The organism is Dactylosporangium aurantiacum, from assembly GCF_000716715.1.
In the GTDB taxonomy this organism is placed as follows: Bacteria; Actinomycetota; Actinomycetes; order Mycobacteriales; family Micromonosporaceae; genus Dactylosporangium; species Dactylosporangium aurantiacum.
In genome coordinates this window covers 1-15105 of the sequence record NZ_JNYJ01000088.1, presented here as the reverse complement: position 1 = coordinate 15105, position 15105 = coordinate 1, and the positions used below count along the sequence as shown (strand labels likewise).

Annotated in this window: 17 protein-coding genes; 11 read left to right on the top strand and 6 right to left on the bottom strand. The window is 69.7% G+C overall.

Annotated features, from left to right (window positions below):
- A partial coding sequence (locus tag OP18_RS49240; RefSeq protein WP_162189940.1) for an RICIN domain-containing protein occupies window positions 1-232 on the top strand: 232 nt, incomplete at its 5' end.
- Between the two features lie 69 nt (window positions 233-301).
- On the opposite strand, the gene OP18_RS49235 is transcribed toward OP18_RS49240, so the two are convergent.
- Both OP18_RS49235 and OP18_RS49230 read right to left on the bottom strand, forming a co-directional pair.
- Window positions 302-2602 (bottom strand): fibronectin type III domain-containing protein, encoded by a 2301-nt coding sequence (locus OP18_RS49235; protein WP_033367492.1) that lies wholly within the window; start codon window positions 2600-2602, stop codon window positions 302-304.
- Between the two features lie 135 nt (window positions 2603-2737).
- A complete protein-coding gene (locus OP18_RS49230) occupies window positions 2738-3223 on the bottom strand; it encodes a hypothetical protein (RefSeq protein ID WP_033367490.1) in 486 nt (161 codons plus the stop codon).
- Window positions 3224-3314: 91 nt separating this feature from the next.
- Here OP18_RS49230 and OP18_RS49225 point away from each other — a divergent pair, with 91 nt between their 5' ends.
- The 4 genes from OP18_RS49225 (at window position 3315) to OP18_RS58395 (ending at window position 5492) form a co-directional block, all read left to right on the top strand.
- The gene (locus OP18_RS49225) at window positions 3315-3845 is read left to right on the top strand and encodes a DinB family protein (protein ID WP_033367488.1); all 531 of its coding nucleotides are present in this window, start codon (window positions 3315-3317) and stop codon (window positions 3843-3845) included.
- 52 nt (window positions 3846-3897) lie between these two features.
- Entirely contained in the window at window positions 3898-4353 is a 456-nt protein-coding gene (locus tag OP18_RS49220) for an NUDIX hydrolase (protein ID WP_211273917.1), read from the top strand.
- 364 nt (window positions 4354-4717) lie between these two features.
- On the top strand, window positions 4718-5335 hold the full coding sequence (locus OP18_RS49215) for a hypothetical protein (RefSeq protein WP_033367482.1): 618 nt from the start codon (window positions 4718-4720) through the stop codon (window positions 5333-5335).
- Window positions 5322-5492 (top strand): hypothetical protein, encoded by a 171-nt coding sequence (locus OP18_RS58395; RefSeq protein ID WP_156090340.1) that lies wholly within the window; start codon window positions 5322-5324, stop codon window positions 5490-5492. The genes OP18_RS49215 and OP18_RS58395 overlap by 14 nt, the downstream gene beginning before the upstream one ends.
- Before the next feature lie 731 nt (window positions 5493-6223).
- Here OP18_RS58395 and OP18_RS49205 read toward each other — a convergent pair.
- Window positions 6224-6988 (bottom strand): hypothetical protein, encoded by a 765-nt coding sequence (locus OP18_RS49205; protein ID WP_156090339.1) that lies wholly within the window; start codon window positions 6986-6988, stop codon window positions 6224-6226.
- 214 nt (window positions 6989-7202) lie between these two features.
- Window positions 7203-7478 (bottom strand): hypothetical protein, encoded by a 276-nt coding sequence (locus OP18_RS58975; protein WP_033367477.1) that lies wholly within the window; start codon window positions 7476-7478, stop codon window positions 7203-7205.
- On the opposite strand from OP18_RS58975, the gene OP18_RS62805 reads away from it, so the two are divergent.
- The 6 genes from OP18_RS62805 to OP18_RS49175 all read left to right on the top strand — a co-directional run bounded on the left by OP18_RS62805 (window position 7365) and on the right by OP18_RS49175 (window position 11021).
- A complete protein-coding gene (locus OP18_RS62805) occupies window positions 7365-8114 on the top strand; it encodes a transposase (RefSeq protein ID WP_081971804.1) in 750 nt (249 codons plus the stop codon). The genes OP18_RS58975 and OP18_RS62805 overlap by 114 nt on opposite strands.
- Before the next feature lie 113 nt (window positions 8115-8227).
- The gene (locus OP18_RS49195) at window positions 8228-8482 is read left to right on the top strand and encodes a hypothetical protein (protein ID WP_156090338.1); all 255 of its coding nucleotides are present in this window, start codon (window positions 8228-8230) and stop codon (window positions 8480-8482) included.
- Window positions 8479-8868 (top strand): hypothetical protein, encoded by a 390-nt coding sequence (locus OP18_RS49190; protein ID WP_081971803.1) that lies wholly within the window; start codon window positions 8479-8481, stop codon window positions 8866-8868. The genes OP18_RS49195 and OP18_RS49190 overlap by 4 nt, the downstream gene beginning before the upstream one ends.
- A complete protein-coding gene (locus tag OP18_RS56525) occupies window positions 8865-9662 on the top strand; it encodes a DUF2637 domain-containing protein (RefSeq protein ID WP_081971802.1) in 798 nt (265 codons plus the stop codon). The genes OP18_RS49190 and OP18_RS56525 overlap by 4 nt, the downstream gene beginning before the upstream one ends.
- Before the next feature lie 337 nt (window positions 9663-9999).
- Complete coding sequence (locus tag OP18_RS49180) at window positions 10000-10470, top strand: helix-turn-helix domain-containing protein (protein ID WP_211273916.1); 471 nt, start codon at window positions 10000-10002, stop codon at window positions 10468-10470.
- On the top strand, window positions 10467-11021 hold the full coding sequence (locus OP18_RS49175; protein ID WP_245635800.1) for an IS630 family transposase: 555 nt from the start codon (window positions 10467-10469) through the stop codon (window positions 11019-11021). Before OP18_RS49180 ends, OP18_RS49175 begins: the two co-directional genes overlap by 4 nt.
- Window positions 11022-13735: 2714 nt before the next feature.
- Here the strand turns inward: OP18_RS49175 and cas2 are convergent.
- On the bottom strand, window positions 13736-14038 hold the full coding sequence (gene cas2, locus OP18_RS49170) for a CRISPR-associated endonuclease Cas2 (RefSeq protein ID WP_033367469.1): 303 nt from the start codon (window positions 14036-14038) through the stop codon (window positions 13736-13738).
- Window positions 14039-14178: 140 nt separating this feature from the next.
- Entirely contained in the window at window positions 14179-14535 is a 357-nt protein-coding gene (gene cas1, locus OP18_RS49165; protein ID WP_033367467.1) for a CRISPR-associated endonuclease Cas1, read from the bottom strand.
- Window positions 14536-15105 lie beyond the last annotated feature (570 nt).

The window sequence follows — 15105 nt, the reverse complement described above, 5'->3', positions numbered from 1 at the left end:
GCTCGGCAAGTGCATGGACGTGTCCGGCGGCTCCACCGCCGACGGCGCGGTCGTGCAGCTGTGGACCTGCAACGGCACCGGCGCCCAGAAGTTCACCCTGACCGCCGCCGGCGACCTGGTGAACCCGCAGTCGGGCAAGTGCGTCGACGTGCAGAACGTGGCCACCGCCAACGGCTCGAAGCTGCACATCTGGACCTGCAACGGCGCCAGCAACCAGAAGTGGCACAGGTAGGTCCGCGCACAGCGGTGGTGCCGGGATCCTGGTCGGTTCCCGGCACCACCGTCGCTCCGGCGCGGCTGCTCAGGCGCGGCGGGCCGTCCAGCGCAGGGCGGCGCCGCCCATCAGCAGTGCGGCGCCGAGCAGCCACAGGACCGTGACCGGGACCCCGGTGACCGGCAGTGAGCCGCGCAGCGCCGCGGTCGCCCGGATGGTCGCCGACACCTGCATGATGCGCGGCACGCCCAGCGTGTCGACGCCCTGGGCGACGATCGCGTGCTGGCCCGCGGCCAGCCCGGCCGGCAGGGTCACCTGCGTGACGAACGAGCCCGTCGCGTCGGTCACGACGCTCGTCAGGGACACCGGCGTGGAGTACATCGTCAGCGTGACCGTGGAGTGCGCCGCATAGCCGTCACCGCGCACCGTCACCGACGACCCCGGCAGCAGCAGGCCGCTGCGCGTGCCGGTGTCGAGGTCGAGGGTGGCCTGCGGCGCGGGCGGGACCGGCGGGTTCACCGGGGCGACCGGCGTCACGGGGGCCGAGGCGGCGCTCGGCGGGGAGTCGCCGGCCGCGGACTTCGCCATCACCCGCACGGTGTACGTGACGCCGGCCCGGGCGCCGAGCACGCAGCTGGTCGCGGTGGTCGTCGTGCAGGACGCGGGGCCCGGCTCGGCGGTGGCGACGTAGCCGGTGACCGGCGAGCCGTGCGCGACGGCGCCGCTCCACTGCACGGCGATCGACGAGGTGCCGGCGGTCACGGTCACGGCGGCCGGCGCGTCCGGTGCGGCCGGTGCGGAGGCCGACGTCACCGTCACCGATGTCGTGGCGGGCGTGGCGCCACCGGCGTCCGTCTTCGGCGTCACGGTCACGGTGTACGTGCCGTCGGCCGTCGCGGTGAACGTGCAGCCCGTCGCGGTGTCCGCCAGGCCGGTGCAGGTGCTGGCCGAGACGGTCGTGGGCGACACGGCCACCGTGAACCGCCGGTTCGCCCCGCCACCCCACGTCACGCCCGCGGCCGACCACGACACCGTGACGTCGCGCGAGGCGCCCTGCGCCGCCTGCAGCTGGCCGACCTGCCCCGACGGCGCAACCGGCGCCGGCGGCGGGACCACCAGCGCCACCGGCACCTGCGCCGAGGCCAGGGTGGCGCTGCCGGCATCCGTCTCCGGGGTCACCGACACCGTGTACGTGCCGTCAGCGTCCGCCGTGAACGTGCACCCCGTCGAAGCGTCCGTCAGCCCCGTGCACGTGCTGTTGGACACGGTCGCCGGCGACACCACCACCGTGAACCGCCGGTTCGCCCCGTCACCCCACGTCACGCCCGCGGCCGACCACGACACCGTGACGTCGCGCGAACTGCTCGCGGGCTGCGTCACCTGCAACTGACCGGCCTGCCCCGACGGCGGCGTGACCACGGGGGTGATCTCCACCCGGCGGGAGACGGACGGGGCCTCGATCGTCCCGCCGGCCGGGACGAGGCTGCTGCCGGCACCGCCGCCGCCACCGGTGGCGGCGGCGGTGCCGCTGCCGTTGATGCTGGTCGCGCCGCCGTTGCCGCCGGAGCCGCCGACGACGCCACCGCCGCCACCGCCCCCACCGGTCGACGATGCCGAGTAGTTCGGGGTCGCCTGCGTGTTGGTGTGCGCGGCGTCGCCGCCGGCGCCGCCCGTGCCGGCCGAGCCGGACCCGCCGGCGGTCGCGCCGCCCGGAGCCGCCCCGCCGTTGCCGCCGCTGACCCCGCCGGCGCCGGCCACCGCGGTGGTGCTGCCGTTGCTGGCGGCCGCGCCGTCCTGGCCGTCGCCGGACCCGGTGCCGGCGGCGCCGCCGTTGCTGCCGTTGGTGATCGCCCCGTTCGGGCCGGAGGACCCGGAGGCGCCGCCGCCACCACCGGCGACGACCAGGTCGGTGCCGCTGCGGGAGATGCGCGACGCGCCACCGCCGCCGGCACCCGCGCTGAAGTACGAGTAGATCCCGGCGACGATCATGCGACCGGAGCCACCCGCGCCGCCGCCACCGGCGCCGCCGGCCGTGCCCGGCAGGGTGTGGCTGCCGGTCTGGGTGCCGGTGTAGTAGGCCTGGACGCCGTCGCCGCCGACGAACACGTCGAGGGTCTCGCCGGGCGTCACGGCGAGCCGGCCGCTCACCTTCGCGCCCAGGCCGCCGGTCGCGGGCGAGACGTTGCCGCCCCTGCCGCCCACCACCACGACGTCGATCTGCGTGACGCCGGCCGGCACGACATAGGTGTCGGCGCCGACCGTCGTGAACGCCGCCGGCGCGGACTCGGTGGTGCGTGCCGTCCCGGACGCCGCGTGCGCCGGCGCCACCGGCACCAGCATCGTCAGCGTCATCACGCATACGCCGGCGAAGGCGTACCGCTTCCGCACAGGTACCTCCTGGAGCATTTGTCCCGAAGGCGACTATATGCGGTTTTCGTACTCTGCGTGATTATCCGCTGACTGTCCGCGTCATGACGGCGACCCGCGGCGGCCCGGGCAGGGCGGTGGCGGCGGCGCTGCCCGTCAGGTCGACTCGCGAGCGGCACCCGCCGGCCACCGCACGTCGACGGGCAGACCCGCGGCGCGGGCCTCGGCGACGAACGCGCCGGTGCCGCCCCGGTGCCCGGTCCGCTGCCCGTCCCAGACGGCGATCAGCAGGTCGCAGGTGTGCAGGATGTGCCGGTTGGCGGCCTCGTACGCCTGCCGGCCCGGACGGCGGAACGGCATCACGCGCACCGTCGCCGCGGCCTCCAGCAGCGCCTCGAACCGGGGCCGGTGCTCGGGCCGGACCATGGTGTCGCCGTACCCCTCACAGGGCAGCACGACCTCCAGGGCGCCACCGACGGCGAGGACCACCTCGGCGAAGACGGTGTCGGCGCCGCGGGCGAGGCAGGTCACGCCGACGAGCGGCGGCCGCAGCAGCTGCCGCAGGTCGGCCCGGACCAGCTCCACGGTCGGCGGGGTCAGGTTCAGGTGACCGGTGACCCCGACCCTGCTCGTCTTCCGCACCGTCCCAGGGTGCCAGGCCAGTCATCGCCAGGTGGCCCTGGCTCCCGCGGCCACGGGCGCCGAGCATGGGCAGCGGGAAGGGAGCTCACAGATGATGATCTCGGACGCGACGACCCTGCTGGCCCGCACCCCGGACGCCCTGTCCGCGCTCCTGCTCGGCCTGCCCGAGGAGTGGGTGCACCGCGACGACGGCGAGGGCACCTGGAGCGCGTACGCCATCGCCGGCCACCTCCTGCACGGCGACACCACGAACTGGCTGCCCCGCATCCGGCTGATCGTGGAGCACGGCACCGACCGGACGTTCGAGCCGTTCAACCGGGTCGCGATGCTCGACTGGGCGCGCGAGCCGGTCCCCGCCCTGCTGGACCGGTTCCGCGTGGTCAGGTCCCGCTCGCTGGAGGACCTCGGCGCGCTGGACCTGACCCCGGCCGACCTGGCCCGGTCCGGCACCCACCCCGAGTTCGGCACCGTCACCCTCCAGCAGGTCCTGGCCGCCTGGGTCGCGCACGACCTGACCCACCTCGCCCAGATCGGTGAGGTCCTGGCCGGCAGGTACCGCGACGACGTCGGCCCGTACCGCCGCTACATGCCGGCCCTGGAGCGCTTCGCACCCGCCGAATGATCCGTCGTACTGCCAGAATGGGGGCGACGACGGGAGGACCTCGGTGGCTCGCTTGAGCGCGGGATTGCTGCTCTACAGAAACTCCGACCAGGGCGTCGAGGTCCTCGTCGGCCACATGGGCGGCCCGTTCTGGTCCCGCAAGGACGACGGCGCCTGGTCCATCCCCAAGGGCGAGTACGACGAGCACGAGGAGCCGCAGGCCGCCGCGCTCCGCGAGTTCCAGGAGGAGCTCGGCGCGCCGGCCCCCGCCGGCACGCCGATCCCGCTGGGCGAGGTCCGCCAGAGCGGTGGCAAGGTCGTGACGGTCTACGCCCTGGAGGGCGACTTCGACGCCGCTGCGGCGGTCAGCAACACCTTCGAGCTGGAGTGGCCCAGGGGCTCGGGCGTCATGAAGACGTTCCCCGAGCTGGACCGGGTCGCCTGGCTGTCGCTGGAAGTCGCGAGGACCAAGCTGGTCAAGGCCCAGGGCACCTTCCTCGACCGGCTCCGGGCCGCCCTGACCACCTGACGTCGCGCGGTCGGCGAAGATTCCGGACGATATCCGGAAATTGCAGCCGAGAATTTGTCGACCGATACTTTGAATACGCCGGACGAGGGCACCTAAGCTCATCCTAATGATGATCTGTTGATCGCTTAACGAAAGCGCGAACACAGCTCACCTGGCCCGTGACACGCCGGACGGCCAGCTTGACCACGTCGATGCGAGTCACCCATACTTGGCGCCAAATTGTTATCGGGCGCTGCGGCGCCGCGTGGCGGGCGCGGTGCTGCAATCCTTCGGCGCGCGGCTCCGCGGTATGAGAAATCGGCAGGCGATGGCGGGCAAACATTGGAAGCCGAATACACGGCCGGCATCCGGACGACTTCCCAGCGTGACGCGGTATGCGCGCCGGGCGTCCGAATGGTGGCGGGCTTTCGAAGCACGGCGCCAGGCGGTCCTCATCGATGAGATCCAGCCGCACATCTCCGCGGCCCGCCGGCTCGCGTACCTGCTGTACGGCGACTGGTTCGCCGCCGACGCGGCACTGGGCCGCGTGGTGCGCCGCCTGGTCCTGCCCTGGCGCCGCTGGTCCCACCGCGGCGTCGACGTCGACACGATGCTCGGCGACGACCTCGTCCGCCGGTACATGGTGGAACGGGGCTCCCGTTCCGCCGACCGCTGGCGGTGGCTGCCCCGGCGCCGGGTGCAGGTCACCCGCACGCAGGAAGACCCGGTCGTCGCCCAGCCGCTGCTGCTCGCCACGCTCGAGGAGCTCACCGCACGGCAGCGGGCGGTGCTCGTCTGCCGGCACTACCGCGGCATGGGCCCGGCCGTGACGGCCGGCCTGCTGGGCAGCAGCGAAGTCGACGTGGCCGCCGACCTGATGGCCGCCAGCGGCATCGTCACCACCGCCTTCCACCCCCACGCCGCCGGCCCCGGCAAGACCGAACCAGTCATCCTGACCGGCGAAGTGGTCGAGGAGAGCGGAGTAGCCGGTGGCCGACGATAAGGAGCTCCGCCGGCTCCTGCGCGAAGTGGCGTCCGCCCCGCCCCCGGCCGTCCGCTTCCCCCTCGGCACCCTGATCCAGGCCGCCTGGCGCCGGGTGCTGCTCGCCGCCCTGCTCGTGGCCCTGGTCGCGGTGATCGCCGTGGTCGCCTGGTGGTAGACCGCCCCGCCGCCACGGCTGGGCGGTAAGGTCGACCCTTCGCGACAGCGACGAATGAGGTCGACTGATCGACCGGTAGATCGACAGGCGGCCGGCGGGCTGTGCACCATCGCGACAACCGCACGCCGTCCACCAGAACGAGCCTCACCTCGACACCGACACGGTTCCGGCGGTCTCGCTCAGAGCTACACGCGGTACGGGTTCGGGCATCAGCGGTTCGATGCGCTGCCACAGCCCGTCCGGCACACACCACGGCGGCTGTTCACCACGCCTCACGGCCGAAGACGGTAGACCATCCTCCACAAAGGACGGCAAGCCCTCGATCAACGTTGTTAGGACCTGTACGACGCTTCGTCGGCCACACCGCTGTCACCGCGGAGCGCAGGTAGCCGCGAACCGCCACCACAACCGCCTGCGGCGGGGGCCGGAACCCAGCACGAGCGGATCGATCAAGGCCGCCGGCATCGCGTCCAACAACGTCACAGCCCGGTCGGAGAACGGCACGGTCGGTCTGGCCTTCGCGGAGGCGCCGGCGAGCGTGGACGTCACGACCGACAACGACGCGGTGACTCACCGCGCCGAAGGCGGACTACCGGATCACCACCGAGACCGACAACGGGGAGGTCCGCGACGAATTGCCGGGCGACCTGGCGGGCGCGCACAGCCTCGCCGTCCGCACCGAGAACGGTGCCATCACCCTGCGGACCGCCGGGGCGAAACAACGCGCCCGGTCACTCGAACAGACGGTAGACGGCCTCGTCGGCCGGCTTCGCGCCGGTCGGCTTCGAGACAGGCGGGACGGCACCGAAGTCGGCGAACGTCATCTCGTACACCAGCTCGGAGTCGATGGAACCGCCGTCGATCGTGAACGCGGTCAGGCGGCCCTGCTCGTCGACGGTGGCGGTGAACAGGATGGGCTTGTCCGAGTTGCGGGCGTATGCCATCGCATCGAGCGACGGCTCCATGAGGTTCTTCCAGTCGGTGATTTCCACGGTGCCGCTGAATTTCCTAGCATCGACGCGCTTGACATCGCGGAGACCGTCCTTGAACAGGTTGACGAGGCCGAACCGCGGCGCGCCGGCGTCGTCGACCGGGGTCGGTTCGTCCGGGTCGAGCCGCGACCGGTCGATCTCCCACCAGACGGTCGGGTCCAGGCCGAGCGACGTGTCCGTGTTGCGGGTGTCGACCTTCAGCCAGAGGTCAGGGGCAACGACGGTCCACGCCAGCGCGACTGTTTCGTCGTGGTCGGTGGTGGTGATGGTGATCATGCCGGTCTTGGCGGCCGGGTCGACGCTGCCGGAGCCGGTGCTCTGCCGGGCGTTGCCGTACTTGCCCGGACTGCCCTGCTTGACGGTGAACGTGTGCGCGGTGGTCTCCAGCGCATGCACAGCCTTTCGGAGCGCCGCGTCCGGCGCGACGGTGCCCGTCTTCTCGCCGCAGGCGGCAACGCCCCCGGAGGTCAGGACGAGCGCGAGCAGCACGGTCACGGGTCTCATCAGCAACGGTTCCTCCGACGCGAACGGCGCCCCAGCCACGAGGCATCGCCGCCATGCTGCCGGAGCCCGCGTGCAACACACGTGCAGCCGCCATGATGGGACGTCGCCATGCCGGACCGTCGACCGGTCGGTAGGCCATACGTCGGTGGCGGCCCGACAGATCACCATCATCAGCGAGTGGCTCTGACCGGATCAACAAACGCGCCCTAAGGTCTTAACAAAGTTCCTGTCCGCCGACCAGGCCCGCGCACTGCTGGCCACGGTCCGGCCGCGTGACCTTGTCGGGCGGACCCGTCGCCGGCTGGCGTCGGAGCTGATCGGCGAGCTGGTCCAGATCGACAAGAAGATCAAGACGGCGAAGCAGGAACTGACCGCGTTGGTCAAGGACAGCGGCAGCGGCCTGCTCGAGCTCAACGGCATCGGACCGTCCGGCGCCGCCCGCCTGATCGGCGACATCGGCGGCATCCGCCGCTGCACCAGCCGCGGGCATTTCGCCTCCTGGAACGCCGCCGCACCCCTGGACGCCTCCTCCGGCGACCAGCAACGCCGGCCGAGCCCACTACCGCCGCCGCCTCGCCCAAGGCAAGACCGCGATGGAAGCCATCCGAGTGTTGAAACAACGGCAGTCAGACATGGTCCTCCGGCAGATGCTCCGCGAGATCCAACGGCTGGAGACCGGCCCGGGAGGACAACCGGGGCGACTGGGCAATCCAGCGCGGCTGACCAAACCCCGAGGCCAGCACTTCGGAACAGTCACTTCCCGGACCCGCCGACCACCACCCTGGAACACCGTACTCAGCCGCCGCTTGAGGCAGCCGGGGCCGCCGGCTGGCGGGGCCAGGCGGGAGATCCGAACGGGCGGGCGGTGGTGACTACTCGCCGACGCGACGCGGTGCTTCACACCAATGGTCGGGTCATGGTCGACGTTGGCTTGTTCACGCTGGACGAGGCTGTGACCTATTTGGCGCCGGGAAGCGGAGCAAACACACTGAAACTCTTGATCAACTTGCGACAAGCGAGGAGCTGGACGGGAAGGTCCGGAAGGGCACTCCGCTCCCAGAAGGCTCCCGAATTCAGACACCCAACCGAGGAAGGCCCGACCGCTCGCAGCGGTTGGGCCTTCTGACCTGCGGTTTTACGGGTGGGCCGGGGGTATCGCGATGCGAACTCGGCCCACGTGGTGGTCGGCGATCCGCTGCCACTGAGTCTTCGCAGGTCACGTGGGCGGAGTGAGGCCCGATGACCGAACCGATGAGCCGCGTCGAAGCTGCACTTGCTCGGCTCGGCAAGCATGATCCGTTCTCCACTGCCCTTTGGGCGGGGCTGACGCTATCCGCGCCGACGGCGGTCCGAATCCGGTTCGTCGTGGAACTCGTGGCCCATCTGCACGACATGCTGACCGACAGCCTGGTCACGGAGCCGGAGGCGGATCAGACCTTCGTGCGGGCCGTCTCGATGCTCAACGCCTTCCTCCCCGAAGGGAGGCGGCGATGACGGACGAGCATGGCTGGCCGCCGATCCGGTTCGTCGACGCCGAAAAGGTCAACCCGTTCCAGGTGCTGCTCGAACTGCACAACCAGACGATCGGACGCCCCGCCACGCCGAGCCGGCACGACGTCCTCGCGGAACTGGCGCTCGCCGCGGCGGTCGTGTCGTGGTGGAGCCGGTGGCAGCCGATGTCCATCCACGCCGCGCTGCGTGCCGGGGCGGACCTCGCGGACATCGCCACCGCGACCGGGCTGGACCCCGCGGACGTGGTCCAGCGATGGCTGCGATGGACCGACGTCCAGACCCGGTTGACCATCGGCGGACGTCCGGCGGTGGACGTCGAAGAGGTCCGGACAATCCAGCGGCGGCTACAGGCCGAGATGGACCAATGACGCCAACCCATCTCGCCCGGAATGTCAGCACGGCGGCCGTCGCGACGATCGCGGCGTGGTCCTCCTGGAGTCACATGGTCCACGTCGCGCTGCGGCATGGAGAACGTCCAGAGGTCGCCTACGTCCTGCCGATCTCGGTCGACGGGATGCTGATCGTGGCGTCCGCCGTGATGGTCGAGGACAAACGCAACGGCCACCGGGTCCGCTGGTCAGCACGGATCGCGTTCGTAGCTGGTGTGGCAGCCAGCGTGGCCGCGAACATCGCCGCCGCCCAGCCCACCGTAGGCGCTCGGATCGTGGCAGCCTGGCCCGCAGTGGCGATGCTGCTCGTGGTTGAGATGCTCTCGCGTGCCAAACCAGCCAACCCCGCCACTGACATCACACCACCGAACGAGGGCGACGCGGACAGCCGTACTGACGACCCTGCGTCCACGACCCTCGACGCATCGCTCACCGGCCCCGCCAAGCCATCGTCCGATCTTGCCCCTGAGCCGCCCCCGTTCGTCCAGGACGAATCGTCTGCCGATACGTCGCACGGCGTCCGTCGTCGCCGCCGTTCGGGCCCGACAGCGGACGTCGTTGCGAGGATGCTGGCAGAACGCCCAGACGCCCGTCCTGCGGACATCGCCAAAGAGGCCGGCGTCTCCGAGAGACATGTCCGTCGCCTACTGACGTCCGGTGCATCGACGACCGGCGCAGACCCGAATCCGCCGTCAAGCACTGACAACAACGGCAGGACGTCTATCAAACGCAGTAAGATAGCAAGCGTCTCTGGTGACATCATCCCGCGTTAAGCCATCTCCAGATACGACAACGCCGCCGCCCAAAATGCACCGCAGCACTGATGATGCTGCGGTGGAGGTACACACCAGGGTGGCTATTAAGGACTCGAAACCTGACCCTACGGATTAAAAGTCCGAAGTGGACGATTAACTTGCTCAACTTCAAATATAGTGCATAGTTCCTCTTTGGGGTGTAGATCGTTCCTGCTGGTGGGATGCTGGTGGAGAGGCGATCGTTATGCCGAAGTTGTTGTTTGCCCGTCCTCCCGCGGATGCGGAGGAGGAGCGGAAGATCCGGAAGTTGGCGGGGTCGCGGCATGCTCCCGGTGACTGGATCATGCGGGCGAAGATGATCGTGGCGAGTTGGGACGGGGAGCGGACCAGCACCATCGCCGCCCAGCTCGGCTGCCACATGCAGACGGTGCGGGAACGGCTGGCCCGGTTCAACGCCGAGGGTGTCGACGGCCTCGGTGACCTGCCCGGGGCCGGACGCAAACGCCGGATCACCGAACATGAGCGTGGCCGCATCATCGCGTTGGCTCGTTCGGATCCCCCGGGCCGGCCGGTCCGCGACGCCGGCGGGCAGCTGGCCGCCGCGGATGAGCACGGCCCGTCGCAGTGGACGCTGAACATCCTGACCGAGGCCGCCCAGGCCGAAGGCATTCAGGTGCATCGCAGCCAGGTGCGGCGCATCCTCATGGCGGAGAAAGTACGCTGGCGGCACACCCACTCCTGGGCGCACAGCGAGGACCCCGACTTCGCCCCAAAAGAACCGCGGTCGTCGAGCTCTACACCCACCCGCCGCCGCGCACGACGGTGATCTGCGCCGACGAGCTGGGACCGATGATCCCGCGCACGTTCCCGCCCGCGGCGGGCTGGTCACCCGACGGCCACCGGATCAAATCGCCCCTGGAGTACTCCCGCGGCAGTGACAAGACCTGGGTGTACGGCGCTCTGCGCATCCGCGACGGCACCGAGGTCACCTACTGCGCCCCGTCACGTAACAGCGACGGCTGGGTCCAGCTGCTGACCCACATCGCCAGAGCCAACCCACGCGGCCGGATCCGGGTGGTCACCGACAACCTGTCCAGCCACACCAGCTGCAAGGTCCGCCAATGGCTGGCCCGGCATCCCCGCATCCAGCAGGTGTTCATCCCGAAACGGGCCTGCTGGCTGAACATGGCGGAGGGCTGGTGGCGGCTGCTGCGCCGGGCCGCGTTCGCCGGACAGACCTTCGCCGACACCGACGAGATCACCCACGCCGTCGATCTGGCCACCGCCCAGCTCAACACCCACGCCACCCCCTGGATCTGGGGACGACCGGCACCACCAACCCGCACACTCCGCCGCAAGTTCATGTACTGCCTTTGAGGAACTACGCAATAGCAAGGAGAAGTCCACGTGTGATGCGTCGAGTCCGGGCCGGTCCGGCGGCGTCACACTGGTCGGCACGATCACCGTTACTGCGGACATTGGCGCCAGTTCTGGCGTAGGTAGCAAAAATCCCGCGTCATCCGCCTCCATCCGTACCCAGTAGCGAACATCCGAGCAACCACGGAGCAGCCAGACCGATCAGACCGGTCGTTTTTCCCACGTAGGGATCCAGTGCCTTCACGCCCTGGTAAAGCCGAGCGTTCGGTATCCGGGCATGCGGCGTGGGAGTGAGACGGCGAGGATAGGCGCTGCCGGGTCATGGTAGTCGTGGACCCCGGCGTCCTTGCCGGGCGCCGGTCGGATCACGCGGCCGGCGCACTGGACAAGCAGGCCGTCGTATGAGATTTGGCTGGCGAGGAAGAGGGTGTCGAGGGCGACTTGGTAACGACGATCTTGAGGCCGCACGCTTCGACGCCTCAATGAAGGGCAGCTCCGTCGGGAGCTGCGACCCGGGACGAGCGGACGACGGAGGGGTACCTCCAGCCTCAATGAAGGGCAGCTCCGTTGGGAGCTGCGACGAACTCCTGGGGGCGCTCATCGGTGCCATCCAGAACGAGCCTCAATGAAGGGCAGCCCCGTTGGGAGCTGCGACCGGTGCGCCTCGATGCCCTTCCGCGCGGCCGCCACGCCTCAATGAAGGGCAGCTCTGTTGGGAGCTGCGACGCACGAACGAGCCCTGCCCGTTGTGGCCGGCGAAGCCTCAATGAAGGGCAGCTCCGTTGGGAGCTGCGACTACTCGCCAACACCGACGCCCGGTCGCAGTACCGGATCACGCCTCAATGAAGGGCAGCTCCGTTGGGAGCTGCGACGCTCACCGAACTCGGTGACCCGGGCGCGTGGCATGCCTCAATGAAGGGCAGCTCCGTCGGGAGCTGCGACCACCGGCGGACGCAGGTCCGGCCCGCACCCCACGCCTCGCCTCAATGTAGGGCAGCTCCGTTGGGAGCTGCGACGCTTGACGTAGATGACCCCGTCGAGGGTGCCCGCGCCTCAATGAAGGGCAGCTCCGTTGGGAGCTGCGACGTGGCCTGCCGTCGCCCCTCGACGACACCGCGCTCGCCTCAATGAAGGGCAGCTCCGTCGGGAGCTGCGACCTCAAGGCGATAGTCCTCCAGATCGACACGCATGCCCGGCCCTCAATGAAGGGCAGCTCCGTCGGGAGCTGCGACGTCGGCCCACTTGGCGAGGCCTTCACCGTGGGTCCACCCTCAATGAACGGCAGCTCCGTCGGGAGCTGCGACCTGGACAACGATGGACGTGCAGGCCCGCCTGTCGTCCCCTCAATGAAGGGCAGCTCCGTCGGGAGCTGCGACCGCCCTGGGCGTGCTCCCCCGCGAGCTGTCCTCGGCCCCTCAATGAAGGGCAGCTCCGTCGGGAGCTGCGACTACGACCCGGCCACCGTGGGCTCAGCCATCGCCAACCCTCAATGAAGGTAGCTCCGTCGGGAGCTGCGACGCCGAGCACGGTGAGCGTGAGCCCTGGCGACCACCCTCAATGAAGGGCAGCTCCGTCGGGAGCTGCGACTATCCGCCGCGGTCGACGTCTCGGACGCAAGGACCTTCCCTCAATGAAGGGCAGCTCCGTCGGGAGCTACGACCGTACGCGAGTGGGGAGAAAGCATGCCCATGGTGACGGGCCCTCAATGAAGGGCAGCTCCGTCCGGAGCTGCGACCTGCGGATCATTCGCGCGCCGGGCCGCACCAGCGCGGACCCTCAATGAAGGGCAGCTCCGTCGGGAGCTGCGACGCGACCAAGATGCTCCGCGGCAAGGCGCCGCTCACCATCCCTCAATGAAGGGCAGCTCCGTCGGGAGCTGCGACCACCGGCGGACGCAGGTCCGGCCCGCACCCCACGCCTCGCCTCAATGTAGGGCAGCTCCGTCGGGAGCTGCGACCGTGTCGTCGGGCGTGCGGCCGGGCGCGACCAGCGTGCCTCAATGAAGGGCAGCTCCGTCGGGAGCTGCGACCGAGCAGCAGCCCCACGAACGGGTTCGTCGTGCCGCCTCAATGAAGGGCAGCTCCGTCGGGAGCTGCGACATGCAGTGCACCGGCCGGCCGAGCGCGGTCCGGTGCCAGCCTCAATGAAGGGCAGCTCCGTCGGGAGCTGCGACACGTATTCGCTCAACGCGTCCGGATTCTTGACCGACCTGCCTCAATGAAGGGCAGCTCCGTCGGGAGCTGCGACCGACGCCGAGCTGCCGTTCGGTGTGCCCGTCTCGCCTCGATAAAGGGCAACTCCGTCGGGAGCTGCGACCACCACAGCGGCCTCTGCGCACGCTGCCAGCCAGGAGGCCTCAATAAAGGGCACCTCCGTCGGGAGCTGCGACGCGGTCGCGCTGACCGGCGTCGAGAGCGGCGCGCGGCCTCAATAAAGGGCAGCTCCGTCGGGAGCTGCGACGTGATCCCGGCGACGATCCCGTCCCAGGTGCCCTTGATGCCTCAATAAAGGGCAGCTCCGTCGGAAGCTGCGACTGGGCTCAGATTCTACTGCCGGCGAGCAGCCCCGACGTAAGCCTATTGCGAAGGGTGGTTGCGACGCTGCCAACCAAGGCCGCTCAAATTGGCGTAACAGGTGACGCGTCCGGGGGACGTCGCTGGCAGGGTGGCATGCGACGGCTCCGCGCTCACGGCCGGGACGATGGAGGCTTCGCGCTAGAGAATGGCTGGGCCGTGATCCGTAATCGTGCGGCTTCGGCCGACCACGTCGAGTGTGCTGCGTTGATTCTCCCTCAACGACCCCAGGTCGCAGAAGAGCACCGAGTCGGTGGACGCGTCGATGAGGTTGCTGAGTTGCGTCCGGAGGCGAAGCAGCTTCGCGGGCCGGGCATCGACGATGAAGACGCTGTACTGTACGCGGTCGCCGTACGATTCGAGTTTGCTCGCGACTCTGGTCCGGCATGCGTCATCGGAGATGTCGTAGGCGATGAGGTAGCGTCGCACGTCGTCCAGGCTCATCGGATTCTGATGCCTTGGTAGCCGGGTTGCGTACCGTCGATGACGCCGAGCACAAGACGGGCCTGGATCTCCATCGCTCGCCGCCATGTCACCTCGTAGCCGAACAGCGGGTGGCGGAAGGTGCCGTTGACACGGCGTTCCTAGCCTGCGATCAGGGCCTTGCGGCCACGGTCGCCGATTCGTGAGGTGCCGAGGACGGTCGTGAAGTCCCGTGTGCGGAGTTCGCCGTTGTTGAAGGCGTTGACCACGACGGAGTCGGCGACCGGGGCGCGGAACTCCTCGACGAGGTCGAGGGCAAGCGCGGGTTTGTTCCGCCCGCTGCTGTGCAGGAACCCGGTGTGCGGGTCGAGGCCGCAGGCGACGACCGCGCGGAGGGCGTCGGCGGTCAGCAGTCCGTAGTTCAGGTTGAGGGCCGCGTTGATCGGGTCGCGAGCCGGGCGCCTCGACCGTACGGCGAAGTGGAGCCCTTCGGCGGTGACGATCTTCGGTCGGAGCATGGTGAGGGCAGCTCCGTCGAGAGCTGCGACCTGCTTCTCAGCCTCGGGTGATGACCGCGACACGAGGTCGAAGGCATTGTTCACCAGCAGGTCTGGCACGCCTCGATGAAGGGCGGTCCCCGCGAGGACGCGACGATCAACCCGACGATGTTCGACCTGCTGGTTGCGCAGACGCCTCGATGAAGAGCGGTCCCCGCGAGGACCGCGACGAAGGTGCCGGCCCGGATCTGGCCGCTGTTCCCGTCTCGATAAAGGGCGGTACCCAGTAGGACCGCGACCGACGGCGTGCCCTCGGTCCGGTACGTGGTCGTCATCGTGCCTCGATGAAGAGCGGTCCCCGCGAGGACGCGACGAGGAACTGCACGAGCGCGGCGCCGGACATGACGACGCCTCGATGAGGGCGGTCCCCGTGAGGACCGCGACCCGTGGTCGTACGACAGACGTAGATGTTATTTCGGTACAGGCCTCGATTGTCAACGGCCAGTTGGACTTCCCCGGTGGCGGCCAGTAGTTCTCCCCGCTGGCGGTCACGAATTTCTCCCCGTCGGCGGCCAGATAGTTCCCCGCCGT

What these genes read in the sequence shown, in the direction of transcription:
- OP18_RS49225 (WP_033367488.1), top strand. Translation starts at nt 3,315, where the DNA reads ATGATGATCTCGGACGCGACGACCCTGCTGGCCCGCACCCCGGACGCC.
- OP18_RS49205 (WP_156090339.1), bottom strand. Translation starts at nt 6,988, where the DNA reads ATGAGACCCGTGACCGTGCTGCTCGCGCTCGTCCTGACCTCCGGGGGC.
- OP18_RS58975 (WP_033367477.1), bottom strand. Translation starts at nt 7,478, where the DNA reads ATGCCCGCGGCTGGTGCAGCGGCGGATGCCGCCGATGTCGCCGATCAG.
- OP18_RS49195 (WP_156090338.1), top strand. Translation starts at nt 8,228, where the DNA reads ATGACCGAACCGATGAGCCGCGTCGAAGCTGCACTTGCTCGGCTCGGC.
- OP18_RS49190 (WP_081971803.1), top strand. Translation starts at nt 8,479, where the DNA reads ATGACGGACGAGCATGGCTGGCCGCCGATCCGGTTCGTCGACGCCGAA.
- OP18_RS56525 (WP_081971802.1), top strand. Translation starts at nt 8,865, where the DNA reads ATGACGCCAACCCATCTCGCCCGGAATGTCAGCACGGCGGCCGTCGCG.
- OP18_RS49180 (WP_211273916.1), top strand. Translation starts at nt 10,000, where the DNA reads ATGATCGTGGCGAGTTGGGACGGGGAGCGGACCAGCACCATCGCCGCC.
- cas2 (WP_033367469.1), bottom strand. Translation starts at nt 14,038, where the DNA reads ATGAGCCTGGACGACGTGCGACGCTACCTCATCGCCTACGACATCTCC.
- cas1 (WP_033367467.1), bottom strand. Translation starts at nt 14,535, where the DNA reads ATGCTCCGACCGAAGATCGTCACCGCCGAAGGGCTCCACTTCGCCGTA.